Source organism: Burkholderia torrens (genome assembly GCF_984668525.1).
On sequence record NZ_OZ480212.1, the window covers coordinates 1 to 12,579 of the forward strand.

The 12,579-nt window shown below is 65.2% G+C and carries 13 protein-coding genes; 7 read left to right on the top strand and 6 right to left on the bottom strand.

The features are described from left to right. Complete coding sequence (locus AC5LXX_RS16345) at window positions 1–1,368, top strand: replication initiation protein (protein WP_493412256.1); 1,368 nt, start codon at window positions 1–3, stop codon at window positions 1,366–1,368. Between the two features lie 91 nt (window positions 1,369–1,459). Here the strand turns inward: AC5LXX_RS16345 and AC5LXX_RS16350 are convergent, their stop codons facing one another. Continuing rightward, on the bottom strand, window positions 1,460–2,521 hold the full coding sequence (locus AC5LXX_RS16350) for a ParB/RepB/Spo0J family partition protein (protein ID WP_493412257.1): 1,062 nt from the start codon (window positions 2,519–2,521) through the stop codon (window positions 1,460–1,462). A 23-nt stretch (window positions 2,522–2,544) separates the two neighbouring features. Continuing rightward, on the bottom strand, window positions 2,545–3,207 hold the full coding sequence (gene parA, locus AC5LXX_RS16355; protein ID WP_124450694.1) for a ParA family partition ATPase: 663 nt from the start codon (window positions 3,205–3,207) through the stop codon (window positions 2,545–2,547). Window positions 3,208–4,165: 958 nt separating this feature from the next. Between parA and arsC the strand changes: the two genes are divergently transcribed. Further along, window positions 4,166–4,522, top strand: coding sequence for an arsenate reductase (glutaredoxin) (arsC, locus tag AC5LXX_RS16360; protein WP_493413448.1), 357 nt, complete (start codon window positions 4,166–4,168; stop codon window positions 4,520–4,522). A gap of 124 nt (window positions 4,523–4,646) precedes the next feature. On the opposite strand, the gene AC5LXX_RS16365 is transcribed toward arsC, so the two are convergent. Both AC5LXX_RS16365 and AC5LXX_RS16370 read right to left on the bottom strand, forming a co-directional pair. Then, window positions 4,647–4,862, bottom strand: coding sequence for a zf-HC2 domain-containing protein (locus tag AC5LXX_RS16365; protein WP_493412258.1), 216 nt, complete (start codon window positions 4,860–4,862; stop codon window positions 4,647–4,649). Continuing rightward, window positions 4,840–5,439: an RNA polymerase factor sigma-70 gene (locus AC5LXX_RS16370; protein ID WP_124450698.1), complete on the bottom strand. Its 600-nt coding sequence runs from the start codon at window positions 5,437–5,439 to the stop codon at window positions 4,840–4,842. Before AC5LXX_RS16370 ends, AC5LXX_RS16365 begins: the two co-directional genes overlap by 23 nt. A gap of 367 nt (window positions 5,440–5,806) precedes the next feature. Here AC5LXX_RS16370 and AC5LXX_RS16375 point away from each other — a divergent pair, with 367 nt between their 5' ends. Continuing rightward, a complete protein-coding gene (locus tag AC5LXX_RS16375) occupies window positions 5,807–6,361 on the top strand; it encodes an NADPH-dependent FMN reductase (RefSeq protein WP_309288175.1) in 555 nt (184 codons plus the stop codon). A gap of 63 nt (window positions 6,362–6,424) precedes the next feature. Here AC5LXX_RS16375 and AC5LXX_RS16380 read toward each other — a convergent pair whose 3' ends face one another. Next, complete coding sequence (locus tag AC5LXX_RS16380) at window positions 6,425–8,674, bottom strand: hybrid sensor histidine kinase/response regulator (protein WP_493412259.1); 2,250 nt, start codon at window positions 8,672–8,674, stop codon at window positions 6,425–6,427. Window positions 8,675–9,143: 469 nt separating this feature from the next. On the opposite strand from AC5LXX_RS16380, the gene AC5LXX_RS16385 reads away from it, so the two are divergent. From AC5LXX_RS16385 to AC5LXX_RS16395, 3 genes are read left to right on the top strand one after another with little or no spacing between them, the layout of a single operon-like run. Then, window positions 9,144–9,512 (top strand): response regulator, encoded by a 369-nt coding sequence (locus AC5LXX_RS16385; protein ID WP_034187557.1) that lies wholly within the window; start codon window positions 9,144–9,146, stop codon window positions 9,510–9,512. Further along, complete coding sequence (locus AC5LXX_RS16390) at window positions 9,505–10,131, top strand: chemotaxis protein CheC (RefSeq protein WP_124450704.1); 627 nt, start codon at window positions 9,505–9,507, stop codon at window positions 10,129–10,131. The genes AC5LXX_RS16385 and AC5LXX_RS16390 overlap by 8 nt, the downstream gene beginning before the upstream one ends. After that, window positions 10,128–11,066 (top strand): GGDEF domain-containing protein, encoded by a 939-nt coding sequence (locus AC5LXX_RS16395; protein WP_124450706.1) that lies wholly within the window; start codon window positions 10,128–10,130, stop codon window positions 11,064–11,066. The genes AC5LXX_RS16390 and AC5LXX_RS16395 overlap by 4 nt, the downstream gene beginning before the upstream one ends. A gap of 16 nt (window positions 11,067–11,082) precedes the next feature. Here the strand turns inward: AC5LXX_RS16395 and AC5LXX_RS16400 are convergent, their stop codons facing one another. Further along, the gene (locus AC5LXX_RS16400; RefSeq protein WP_493412260.1) at window positions 11,083–11,967 is read right to left on the bottom strand and encodes an alpha/beta fold hydrolase; all 885 of its coding nucleotides are present in this window, start codon (window positions 11,965–11,967) and stop codon (window positions 11,083–11,085) included. A gap of 180 nt (window positions 11,968–12,147) precedes the next feature. Here AC5LXX_RS16400 and AC5LXX_RS16405 point away from each other — a divergent pair, with 180 nt between their 5' ends. Next, a complete protein-coding gene (locus AC5LXX_RS16405) occupies window positions 12,148–12,480 on the top strand; it encodes a hypothetical protein (RefSeq protein ID WP_124450710.1) in 333 nt (110 codons plus the stop codon). Window positions 12,481–12,579 lie beyond the last annotated feature (99 nt).

Sequence of the window (12,579 nt, forward strand, 5' to 3'; positions counted from 1 at the left end):
ATGGCCACGACGAAGCGCGCCAAGAAAACCGATGTGGATGTGGTGAGTGCCAGTTCAGCCGAATTGCGCAAGGCCGTCGAGGCGATTGCCATTCAGCCGAAAAGCGGCAAGATCACGCTCCTCACTCGCAAGCTGTTCAATGTCCTGCTGGCCGTCGCGCAGCAGGCCGACGACTCGGGCGACACGTATCGCGCGCTGCTGTCGGACATCGTCGCCAACTCCGCTTTCGATTCGAACGACACCGCGCTGGTGAAGGAACACCTGCGCCGCATGGTGTCGGTGCAGGTCGAATGGAGCACGGGGACGTCGAGCCAGAAGCCTGGCCGCAAGTGGGGGATCTCGACGCTGATCGCCGACGCGGAAATTCTCGAGGATCCGACGACGCGCCGCGTGTGGGTCGAATTCTCGTTCGCACCGAAGATCAAGAAGAAGCTGCTCGACCCGGTCCAGTACGCGCGCCTGAGCCTGCAGTTCCAGAGCCAGCTGCGCAGCAGCGCCGGTCTCGCGCTGTACGAGATCTGCGTGCGCTACCTGACGAACCCGAGCCACCTGACGATGCGCGAGCCGTGGGAATGGTGGCGGCCGATCCTGTCGGGTACGCCCGATACGGAAGCCGGCGACGAGGCGAAGCGCGAGTACAAGTACTTCAAGCGCGACTACCTGCGTCCCGCGATCGCGGAAGTCAACGCGGTCACCAACATCTTCGTCGAGCTGATCGAGCACCGCGAAGGGCGCCGGGTGGCCGAGATCCAGTTCCGCGTGACCGAACGCAAGCAGCCGATGCTCGCGCTCGATGAACACCCGAACGTGTTCGACAGCACGCTGGTCGACCGGATGGTCAAGCTCGGGATTCCGCTGAAGGAAGCGCAGACGCTCTATGCGGACAGCGAGGAGAACCGGATTCGCGCCGCACTGCAGATGACCGAACAGCGGATGCGCAGCACGACGCTGCCGCCGGTGCGCAGCGCGCCGGCGTTGTTCAAGGATGCGCTGAAGAAGGGTTATGCGCCGCCGGTCGAGTCGGTCGACGCGCTGCCTGTCGGCACGCCGTCCGCGAAGGTCGCGGCGGCCCAGCCGGACGATCTGAAGGCACGCCTGCTGAGCGAGTTCGCGGCGTTCCGCCGCAAGGAAGCGAAGGTACTCTACGAAGAGCAGGGCGACGCGGAGCGCGACGTGGCGCGCGAGTCGTTCGAATCGGAGGCGCTGCCGACGATGGGTTCGCATCTGCGCGACGACTGGCGCAAGCGCGGCCTCGATTCCAAGCTGGCCGAGACGGCCTTTTTCGACTGGCTGGCCCAGAAGACCTGGGGCGAGCCGACGGACGGCGACCTGCTGTCGTTCACACTGAACCAGTCGCGGGCCGCCTGAGGCCCGCTCAGGCCCGCTGACGGGCCGCCGCCGGCCTCGCCCCTCAGTGGGGCGGGCCGGTGTCCTCACCAGGCCCTGCCGGCCGTTTCCATCACTCCGACAACAGCATCCGCTCGAGCTGCTCGAGAATCGCGTCGCGCTTGTCCTTCGGGAGGCCGCGCAGGCGCAATTCGATACGATCTTCGCCATACGACTTCAGGTCGCCGACCGATTTACCGCCGAGCTTGATCTCGAGACGCTGCGCATAGCGCTGACGGCCCGCGACCTTCGGCGTTTCCTGCGCCGCGACGCGGCCCTTGACGATGTCCGACACCTGGCGCGTGCTGAGATCGTCCGACACGATCTTGTTGATCAGCCGCAGCGTCGCCTCGGTACCGCGCGCGTTGTGATAGCGGCCGACCTGATACGCCATGTTCGAACCGAAGCGGTCGGGGCGCGCGACCATTTCCTGCATGATCGCTTCCGGCAGCTTGCCGATCGACAGCGCGACGGCCACAGTCGACTCGTCGAGGCCGAGGTGCTCGGAGAGCTCCTTCTGGCTCTGGAAGTGCTTGTCGTCGAGGAAGCGTCGCCACACGACGGCGTTGTCGAACACCGTCTGCGAATCGCGCTGGACGTTCAGGTCGTAGCCGAGCTTGTAGCTCTGGATGCCGATCGGCACGTCGATCACGATCGCCTTGACCGACTCCTTGTTTGCTTCCTTCAGCGCCCGCACGCGGCGACCGCCGTCGCTGACGAAATACGTGCCCGGGTTGTCGTAATCCGGAATCACGTGGATGGCCTGCTGCTGCCCCTGCTTTGCAAGGTTGACCGCGAGTTCGGCAATCGACGACTTCAGATAGAAGTGCCGCGGGTTGAACGGGCTATGCTTGATCGCCTTCAGCGACAGCTCGATCACCTGGCCCGGTGCGTAGCGATTCTCGAGGCGCCACGCGCGATATTGCGGCGACTCGTCGATCGACGGATCGATCGTCAGTTCCGGAGCGGGCGGCGGCGCGATGTCTTTCTTGGCGGATTTGGTCGGCGTCGGCGTGGGCGTCTCGGACTTGACGATGCCGTCGATCGCATTGAGCCGGTCGAGCGCCGTGCGCTTCTCGCTCGTCGTGATATCCGGGCGCGCTTGGAATCCTTTGGCAAATTGGGAGGGTTTCATGTGACTCCTTTATGCGCATAAAGTCAGGGCAGCATGGCGACGATTTCGTCGGCACATGCGCGTATTTCGGTGGCGGCCAGCTTGCCGCCGCGATCGTTCATCTGCAGCACGGTCTGACCGAGCGCCATCGCCTGCTTGTACGCTTCCCGTGTCGGGATCTGCGTTTTCAGCAACGGGAAGCCGAGCTCCTCGAGCGCGCGCTTCAGCTCGCGGGTCAGCATGCGCTTCTCTTCGGTCTTGTTCAGCAGGAAGACCGCGCGGAGGTCTTCGTTCATGACCTGCGCCTGCTGGATCAGCTTGACCAGCCCGACGCTCGACCAGTAATCGGCCGGCGACGACGAAGTCGGGATCACGGCAATCGATGCGGCCAGCAGGACGACGCCGGAGACCTTCTCGGTGATCGACGGCGGGCAGTCCACGACGATGATGTCGTAGTCGTTGATGAACTTCTTGATCTCGCGATGGATCTGGCCGTCGGCTTCGGCAAGGTTGACGACCGGAAACGGGATGCCGTTTTCGCTGTCGCCGGCTGCGCTCGACCAGTGAACCAGCGTGTTTTGACGGTCTGCGTCGATGACGAGGACGCGCTTCCCTTTTTCATGGAACGCGGCGCCGAGGTGCATGGCAATCGTGCTTTTGCCGACGCCACCTTTTTGTTGAGTGACTGCAATGATTTCCGCGGCCAATTTTCACTCCTGTTTTGGTCGTTGGAATTCTACAGGACGATATTTGAATTTCAATGAAATTGTCGTTCGACAACTACGCATTAGCCATTCGGGCTATCGGTTTATGCGCATAAACGAGTCTGAGGAGATCGGTGACTCGATTGGATGGTGCCGCGGATACCTTGCTTCGTTGATGGACTGCTGGATGGATGTGTCATCGCGTGCCGTGTCGTCGGGCGAGTGATCGCGCTCTGCGATATCCCGGATGCACTGCCCTTTCGATGGATGGGGCGCGTGTCAGAACTCCGGTGAGTTTGTGCGCATAAACTCGACCGAACTCGAGCGGCCAACCTTGTGTTGCAACAGCTGGGCTTCACGAGCGAGGGTTGTTCTTTGGGTACTTCACCTCCGCATTGCGCTCCGGTGCTGCGTGCCGTTGAACGCGCATGCGCGGATGTGAGGTCCTGTTCAGGCGCGATGTTTATGCGTATAAACCGGTGGCGCTCGATGGCGAGCAGCGATGAGCCATGTGCAGCACCACGTGAATCCGATGCGCGATGATGCCGTGGCGACGCCGCGTATCGATACAGCGGTCCCTCGGTGCCGTGATGTTATCGACTACGGTCACGCCGTGGATCGCGACACACGCCCACCGACGATCGCAGGCTTTATGCGCATAAACCAATCGGCTCACGCTATCCCCTGTACCACTCGCTCAGCGCTGAGGCTGTCACGACGCATTGGCTCGTAGATCCATCCCGCTCATCCCGCGACAACGCACCGCCTGCCTTTATGCGCATAAACACGTCCATTCTTCGACGCGCCCTTTCCGGACAGCACTCCCCTATCGAGACTTCAGGCCATCATGCGCCGCCGCGCGAATCGCCTCAGAGATTCAACGAATCCACACCCGACCACCCCTTCGAATCCCCATCCCAGACTGGCTACAATACCGGGCTCTACCATCCAGGCCTGAATGATGATCACGATCTACCACAACCCCCGATGCTCGAAGTCGCGCGAGACGCTTGCGTTGGTCGAGTCGCTGAATGCCGCCGGTAAGCCGTTGAATGTCGTCGAGTACCTGAAGACGCCGCCGACGGTCGAGGAACTGGAAACGTTGCATCGGCAGCTCGGTCGCCCGGTCCGTGACATGCTGCGTGACGGCGAAGAGCCGTACAATGTGCTGGATCTGGCGCGCACCGATTTGACCGATGCCGAAGCCTATGCCGCGATTGCCGCGCATCCGATTCTGCTGCAGCGGCCCATCGTCGTGTATCGCGGCAAGGCAGCCATTGGCCGGCCGCCCGAATCGGTGAAGGCGCTGTTCGAATAATTCTTGCCCGCCGTATTTTTCTTATTGCATCAGCCCAGCGTACGCACCGGCATTCACCGCCGGCGCGATCGCCGGGCAATCCTCCGCCCGCGACGCGAACGGTCGCGGCACCACGAACCGAGTCTCAACGCTCCCCGGACGACGCACCGCCATCGTCCGGCTCCTGCCCCGCCGCCGCTTTCGCGGCCGTCCGCAACAGCGAAATCTGCCCGCGATAGGCTCTGCATCCGCTGCAGGTCGGCAGATGCACGCGCACCTGCAGTCGCTCGTGCAGTGTCAGATGCCTGTCGAGCGCATCCGACAGCAGTCGCGTGATGTCAGTACATTTCCCCGGCAGCATCTTCGGTCGTCAGTCCTTTTTCGCTCAGGCAGGTTCGCAGGCGCGTGCGCGCCCGATACAACAGCACGCTGCAATGATTCGTCGTCAGCGTCAATTCGCTGCAGATATCCGGAATCTCGACATCGAGAAATTCGCGCATCATGAACACGCGCCCGATCTGCTCCGGAAGGTGGTCGAGGCAGACCTGGAACAGCGTCCAGAACTGCTGCTGCTGCAACAGCGTCTCGGGCTTCGGCCACGGTCGCGGCTTCGCATGCGCGGCCCAGTGTCCGTTCTCCTTGAACAGTTCGCGATCGAGCAGCGATTCGCCGTCGAGTTCGGCGTCGAGCGCGGACAGGTTGACCGTCCGCTGCCGCGCGCGCAGCACATCGATCAGCTTGTTGCGCAGGATGCCGAACACCCAGGTCTTGTGGGCCGACAGCCCGGCGAAATCGCCTGCGTGCGACCACGCGGCGGTCAGGGCTTCCTGCACGGCGTCTTCGGCAGCGTCGGCATCGCGGAGCTGGAGTCGCGCGAAGCGCAGCAGGTCGCGCCGCAGTTGCGCGAGATAAACGGGATCGTCGTAGTCGGACGGCATGTCTGGGTTGGGGTGTTTCGAAACGATCGCGCCCGCGCCATCGCGCGCGCGCATCGTGGTGCGAGCAGCTTACTGGGCGCGCCGCCTGCCCGCAACGCATGTTCCGTCACGATTTCACGAAATCGGCCGGCGCGCTGCGCTATGCTTGCCGAACCCCGGCTCGCGCGTCGACGGCGCCGCGCGGCTGGCAATCTGTAACGTCAGAACATAACGGTCGAGTTATCCACAATTTCTGTGGAAAACCTTGTGGAAAGTCGGCCGGACGGCCCCGTGGGACGGCTCGCGGGCTGGCTTGCCTATAAACAGACCTTTGTCGCCCATTCGGAAGCAATCGATCCGATTCCTCACTCACCGGAAGGAGAATGCCATGTCCTATCGTATTGCGGTCGTCGTCGGCAGCCTGCGCCGTGCTTCGACGAACCGTGCGCTCGCGCACGCCGTGATTTCGCTCGCCCCCGCCGATTTTTCGTTCGAGTTCGTCGAGATCGGCGAACTGCCGCTGTACAGCCAGGACTACGACGCGGATTTCCCGGAAGTCGCGAAGCGCTTCAAGCAGTCGATCGAAGCCGCCGACGCGCTGCTGTTCGTCACGCCCGAGTACAACCGGTCGGTTCCGGGCGTGCTGAAGAACGCGCTCGACTGGGGCTCGCGCCCGTGGGGTTCCAACTCGTGGTCGGGCAAGCCGGGCGCGGTGCTCGGCACGTCGCCGGGCGCCGTGGGCACCGCGCTCGCGCAGCAGCACCTGCGCAACGTGCTCGCGTACCTCGACGTGAAGACGCTCGGTCAGCCCGAGATGTTCATCAAGCACGATCCGGCACGCATCGACGATCAAGGCCAGATCGTCAGCGAGGACACCCGCAAGTTCCTGCAGGGCTTCGTCGATCGCTACGCGGGCTGGGTGCGCCTGCTGAAATCGGCCTGATTGATGACGCCGGCCTGAGCGTCACGCTCGTCCAGCCGCCGGCGCCGGCCCGCATGACGCGGGTCACGCGCCGGCGTGCCGCGCGTCGCGCGCCTCGCGGATGCCCAGCAGGATCTCGTCGAGCAGCGCGATGTCGAACGGCTTCGACAGCACGCGGACGTTGACGGTGCGCGTGCGGTCGAGCTCCTCCGCGTAACCCGTGACGAGAATCACGGGCAGCTTCCCCGGCCGCTTGTCGATCGCTTCCGCGAGGTCGATGCCGTTCAGGCGGCCCGGCATGTGGATATCCGAAATCACGAGGTCGAACGCATCGTTCGCGGCCGCGCTCTCGATCAGGCGCAACGCGTCGTCGGCGGTAGGCGCGTAGGTCACGCGGTGTCCGAGCAGCGACAGCAGCGCCTCCGTGCCGGCCGCGACTTCGCTGTTGTCCTCGACGAGCAGCACGTGCAGGCCCGCGAGCGCGCCGGTGCCTGCGTCGTGCGCGACGGCCGGCGGCCGCGCGACGACGTCCTCGGCCCGTGCGCGCGGCAGGTACAGGCGCACCGACGTGCCGGCGCCGACCGCGCTGTCGATCGTCGCGAGGCCGCCCGAGCGTTCGCAGAACGCGAACACCTGCGGCAGGCCGAGCCCCGTCCCCATCCCCTGCGCCTTCGTCGTGAACAGCGGTTCGAAGGCCCGCGCGAGCACGTCGGGCGCCATGCCCGAACCCGTATCGTCGAGCGAGATCTGGACGAAATCGCCGGTCAGCGGGAAGCCGTCCTCGCGACGCAGCGTCACGTTGCGCGCGCCGACCGTGAAGCGCCCGCCCGTCACCATCGCGTCGCGCGCGTTGACGGCGAGGTTGATCACCGCGAGCTCGAGTTCCGCGACGTCGACGCGAATCGGCCAGACGCCGGGCTCGATCGCGACGACCAGCGACGACGTCGAACCGAGCGACGTCTTGAGCAGTTCGCGGCAGGTGCCGACCCATTGGCCGACGTCGATCGTCTCGTTGTGCAGCGGCTGCTTGCGCGCGACGCCGAGCAGCTGGCGCGTGAGCGACTGCCCGTTCTTCAGCGCGCGTTCGATCGCGCCGAGTTCCTTGTCGAGATGCTGGACGTCGCGCCGCCGCGCGATCTGCACGTTGCTCGAGATGATCATCAGCAGGTTGTTGAAGTCGTGCGCGACGCTGCCGACGAGGTTGCCGAGCGCCTGCATCTTGCGCGACTGCCGGTAGGCCGACTCGATCGAACGCCGCATCGATGCTTCGGCCTGCCAGCGATCCCACGCCTCCTCTTCCGCCTTCAAGCGCTTGAGCGACAGCCAGATCACCGACCACAGCGCGATCGACGGCGCGAACATCGAGAGGAACAGCACGCTCAGGTGTTCGTACCATTCATGCCAGATCGCCGACGTGCGGTACGAGCAGGTCACGTACACGGGATAGCTGCCGACCTGGCGGTACGCGACGATCTCGCTGCTCGCGCCGTCGTGGCGCACGCGTACGACACCTGCACGCGCATCGTTGCGCGCGTTGCCGAACGTGACCGAGCGATCGGTGTGCGCGAGCGACGGCGGCGGCGGATACGACGCGATCACCGCGCCGTCCGAGCGCGCGAGCGCCATCGTCATCGGCGTGCTCGCACCGCCGAGCAGGTCGCGATAGAACGCATTGAAATACGACGACTTCAGCGCGATCGACACCATTCCGGCGAACGAACCGTCGCTATGACGGCGCGCGACGCCCGTGTTGAACACCGGAATGTTCTCGAGCTTGAGCGGCCCCATCATCAGCCGCGAGATGTGTTCGATGACCTTGCCGTCGCGGATGCCCGCGAAGTCGTCGCGGTTCGCGATCGACGCATACGGCGCCGGGTAGTAGAGGCTGTTGGCGAGCAGCATCCCGCTCGCGCCGAAGATCGACACGGCGGCCACCTGCGGATAGCCGCCGCCGATCGTGTTCAGCGCTTCGTGGATGTCGGATTCCTTGTTGCGCACGGTGGCGTCGTCCATGTCCTGCACGAGGTCGACGATGCGCGCATCGAGCGTCTCGCTCAGGTCGAACACCTTGAGCGCATGCTCCTCGGCGACCCGCACCGTGCGCATCGTCACGTCGCTCGCGGCGGCCTCGCGCGTCTTCAGGTCGTTGTACGCCATCACCACCACGTAGATGCACGGCAGCACGATCGCCGCGACGAGCAGCACGATCAGCGTCACGCGGCGCACCGCGAAATCGTGTTCGGGTGCGCCGGACGCGTAGCTGCCGTCGTCCTGCCAGTCGTCGGCGGGCGGGGAGGCGGGAGCGTGGGAGTCGGCAGGCCGGTCGGACGTCATCGAAGCAGAGGGTGAAGCGGAGGTGCCTGCCATCATAAACGAGTTGCGATGCCCCGCCGCGCAGCCCGCAACGACGCGATCCTGTCGGTTTCGACAGGGGGGAAATGTCAGATTGAAAACGCGACGAATCCGGCAGCGCAAACGTACACAAGGAAAAATCTTGCGTGCTTATCTCGAAAATAATCGGGACTGTTTCCGGAATGGCGCGCGATCGGAGCGATTCTGTTCGAAATGGTGAAAATGGCGAGTTGCATCGCCTCCGGTTTACTCCGAGAATCGCGCCTTGCTTTCCCTATGACAGATATATGCGCCCGCCGGCGATCGCCGCGCGGGCGTCGCGCGCACCCGCGTCGCGACGCCCGCGCACGGCTGCAAGGCGGTTGCCTGCGCCCGAACGCACGGCCCCCTAAAGAAGTGCGCCGCGCGGTCGTTAACGCGAGAGAGACCATTCCGTATACTGCATCGCCCCATGCCTTTGCCGATTGTAATTGCCGACGATTCGCTGCTCGCTCGCAAACTTCTGACAAAGGCGCTGCCGGGAGACTGGGACGTTGAAGTCGCGTATGCCGCGAATGGTCGCGAGGCCTTGGCGCTCTATCGTGACGGCAAAGCTTCCGTGATGTTTCTGGACCTGACGATGCCCGACATGAGCGGATATCAGGTCCTCGAGACACTGCGCCACGAAGATCTGAACACGTTCGTGATCGTGGTATCCGCCGATATCCAGCCGCAGGCGCAAGCACGCGTGCGTGAATTGGGCGCGATCGCATTCGTAGCCAAGCCCGTGACGTCGGAGGCATTGCTGCCCATTCTCAAGGAGTATGGGTTGTATGCCTGACTCGGTGTTCACGGCGGAGCAACGCGACGCGTTGCAGGAGATCGCCAACCTTGCAATGGGCCGCGCCGCCGCGCGGCTTGCGTTGCTGCTCGGGCGCTTCATCGAGTTGTCGGTGCCGCGCGTGCGCGTCGTGAAGGCAGCCGACGCGGGCAACGCGCTGCGCGAGATGACGGGCATTCACGACAACGTGACCGCCGTGCGCCAGGGTTTCCGGTCCGACATCAAGGGCGAGGCGATCGTGCTGTGCCGCACGTCGGGCGTCGCGCGGCTCATGTCGGTCGTCGACCGCACGTTCGGCGACGGCGTCTACGGCGGGATGGCGACGCCCGACGAACTCGTGTTCGACGTTGCAAACGTGCTGATGGGCGCATGCGTCGCGTCGATCCTCGACGAGCTCGGCCGCAAGCCCGTGTTCTTCCCGCCGGGGCTGCTCGGTGCGAACGTTTCGTTCGACGACGTGTTCGAGCCGAACGCGCTCGCGTGGAGCGACGCGCTGCTGCTCGAGGTGAACTTCGGGCTCGAGGACCACACGTTCCGCGCTCACTTCGTGATGCTGATGGCCGAGGATTCGATCCGGCTGATGGGTGACGCGCTCGACGCGTTGCTGTCCGCGCTATGACGGCCGCCGCTCCGTCGCTGAGCGACCTCGTGATCGAGCGGGTCGGCTTCGGGCTGTTCGTGCTCGACCGCTCGATGACCGTGCTGATGTGGAACCGCTTCATGCAGGATCACAGCGGCATTCCGGCGGCCGACGTGATCGGCCGCAACCTGTTCGACTGCTTTCCGGATCTGCCGCACGCGTGGCTGTCGCGCAAGCTCGAGAGCGTGTTCCAGCTCGGCAGCTTCGCCTTCAGCTCGTGGGAGCAGCGGCCCTACCTGTTCCGCTTCGAGCACGACCGCCCGATTACCGGCGGCGTCGACTACATGCAGCAGGACTGCACGTTCATGCCGCTCACGCGCGGCCGCGACGTCGAGGCCGTGTGCGTGACGATCTCGGACGTCACGCATGTGAGCGTGATGCAGCGCGAGCGCGAGGAAGCGGTCGCGAAGCTGCGCGAACACGCGAATCGCGACGGGCTGACCGGCATCGCGAACCGGCGCTTCTTCGAGGCGCGGCTCGGCGACGAATTCGCGCGCTGGCAGCGCTACGGCGGCGACATGTCGGTGCTGCTGTTCGATCTCGACCACTTCAAGACGATCAACGACCGCTTCGGGCATGCGGCCGGCGACGCCGTGCTGCGCGAGACGGCGCGCCGCGTCTCGTCGATCGTGCGCGCGCAGGATACGTTCGGCCGCTTCGGCGGCGAGGAGTTCGCGCTGCTGCTGCCGTGCACGAATCTCGACGAGGCGATGCGGGTGGCCGACAAGGTGCGCGACGCGATCGGCAGCGTGCCGGTCGATGCCGAGGGTGTCAGCGTGCCGGTGACGGCGAGCGTCGGCGGCACGTGTGCGAAGGCGGGCGTGCCGACCAGCGACGTGCTGGTCAACGAGGCCGACGCCGCGCTCTATCGCGCGAAGCGCCTCGGGCGCGATCGTTCGGTGGCCTACGCGTAGACCGCGCCCGCCCCGCTCAGCTTTTCGCGATGTCGGCGAGCACGCCGGCCAGCACGGCCGGCTGCGACACGAACGGCGAATGGCTGCTGTCGAGCTGGTGCACGTGGGTCGGATTGCCGGGCGCGAGCGCGTCGGCTTCGTCGATGAAGCGCTGCTGCAGCGCGGGCAGGATCACGCGATCCTCGAGACACTTGATGTAGTGACGGTCGATCGCGCCCCAGCGCGCGGCGGTGGTCGGGATCGCGGTCGCGAACGGCGCGGCCGGCACGTCGCAGGTCATCAGGTTCGCGACGGCGTCGAAGTCGGCCTGCGGCACGTCTTCATACAGCGCACGCTTCATCGTGTCGCGATACGCGGCGTCGCCGCTGTGCGGATCGATGCGCAGCGCACCGGCGACGCGCGGGCTCGCGAGCATCAGCGGGCCGAGCATCTCGCCCTTGTTCTCCGGCGCGCGCACGTAGTCGAGGCCCGGCACGCCCGAGCCCGGCATGAAGGCCGCGAGATAGACGATCTTTGCGATCTTCTCCGGTGCGCGCTCGGCGGCCGCCGTGATCGCGAGGCCGCCCATGCTGTGCCCGACGAGCACGACCTTGCCGCGACCGAGCGCATACGCGTCGTCGACGGCCTGCATCACTTGCGTCGCGTAGTCGTCGAGCGTCGTGTTCGCGACCGGCGAAGGCTCGGCGCCGAACGCATCCTTGTCGAGCGGTCGTTCGAGATACGACGCGGGAAAGCGGGCGTTGATGCCGTGCGCGGGCAGGTCGCGCGCGATCGACAGGTAGCCGCGCGCGGCCAGCGCAGCCGCGACGTGCGTGTAGCACCAGGCGCCATGCCAGGCGCCGTGCACGAGCACGAAAACGGGATGGCCGGACTGCGGGGTGGCGGTGTCGTTCGTCTCCATGATGTCCGTATTTTTTTCGGGAAAGGTGTCATCTTAGACGAACCGGCCGACATCCAGATGCGGATGCGCGGCCGGTCGCGATCCGTCCCGCTTGTCTCGTGCAGGCCACATTTCGTTCGTATCCGATTTGAATTTGTGCCGAAGCACGCTAATTTGTTGCTTTACTTGCGATTGCGCCCCATGAACGTCGACTATCTCTTCTACCGGAAGCCGGACAAACCCGGCCCCTATTCGCTCGACGACCTGGGCGACATCGCGCCGCCGATCGGCCCAGGCGACCTGGTGCGCGCGGGCATCGCGCGCGTGTTCGAACAGATCGACTGGAAGGAATCGGCCGACGTGCCGGGTGCGTGGTTCGGCACGGGCGGCGCGATGTTCCAGTTCACCGCGGAGCCCGACGGCCGCGTGACGAGCTTCATGGGCTCGCGCCTCGAACGCCGCTCGATGCTGCAGCTCACGCGTGAAATGGGGCTCATTGCGCTCGATCTGCAGCGCGACATCGTTTACGGCTGACGCGCCGCCGGTGCCGCGCGGCGCCGGTTCCCGCCGAGGCCGGCCGCGCCGGCCTCCGGCGCCCCGCCGGGCGTGGCGCGTGTCCGCCATCGAACTTCA

Coding starts and splice junctions, on each gene's coding strand:
- AC5LXX_RS16345 (WP_493412256.1), top strand. CDS start 1: ATGGCCACGACGAAGCGCGCCAAGAAAACCGATGTGGATGTGGTGAGT.
- AC5LXX_RS16350 (WP_493412257.1), bottom strand. CDS start 2,521: ATGAAACCCTCCCAATTTGCCAAAGGATTCCAAGCGCGCCCGGATATC.
- arsC (WP_493413448.1), top strand. CDS start 4,166: ATGATCACGATCTACCACAACCCCCGATGCTCGAAGTCGCGCGAGACG.
- AC5LXX_RS16365 (WP_493412258.1), bottom strand. CDS start 4,862: ATGCTGCCGGGGAAATGTACTGACATCACGCGACTGCTGTCGGATGCG.
- AC5LXX_RS16370 (WP_124450698.1), bottom strand. CDS start 5,439: ATGCCGTCCGACTACGACGATCCCGTTTATCTCGCGCAACTGCGGCGC.
- AC5LXX_RS16375 (WP_309288175.1), top strand. CDS start 5,807: ATGTCCTATCGTATTGCGGTCGTCGTCGGCAGCCTGCGCCGTGCTTCG.
- AC5LXX_RS16380 (WP_493412259.1), bottom strand. CDS start 8,674: ATGACGTCCGACCGGCCTGCCGACTCCCACGCTCCCGCCTCCCCGCCC.
- AC5LXX_RS16385 (WP_034187557.1), top strand. CDS start 9,144: ATGCCTTTGCCGATTGTAATTGCCGACGATTCGCTGCTCGCTCGCAAA.
- AC5LXX_RS16390 (WP_124450704.1), top strand. CDS start 9,505: ATGCCTGACTCGGTGTTCACGGCGGAGCAACGCGACGCGTTGCAGGAG.
- AC5LXX_RS16395 (WP_124450706.1), top strand. CDS start 10,128: ATGACGGCCGCCGCTCCGTCGCTGAGCGACCTCGTGATCGAGCGGGTC.
- AC5LXX_RS16400 (WP_493412260.1), bottom strand. CDS start 11,967: ATGGAGACGAACGACACCGCCACCCCGCAGTCCGGCCATCCCGTTTTC.
- AC5LXX_RS16405 (WP_124450710.1), top strand. CDS start 12,148: ATGAACGTCGACTATCTCTTCTACCGGAAGCCGGACAAACCCGGCCCC.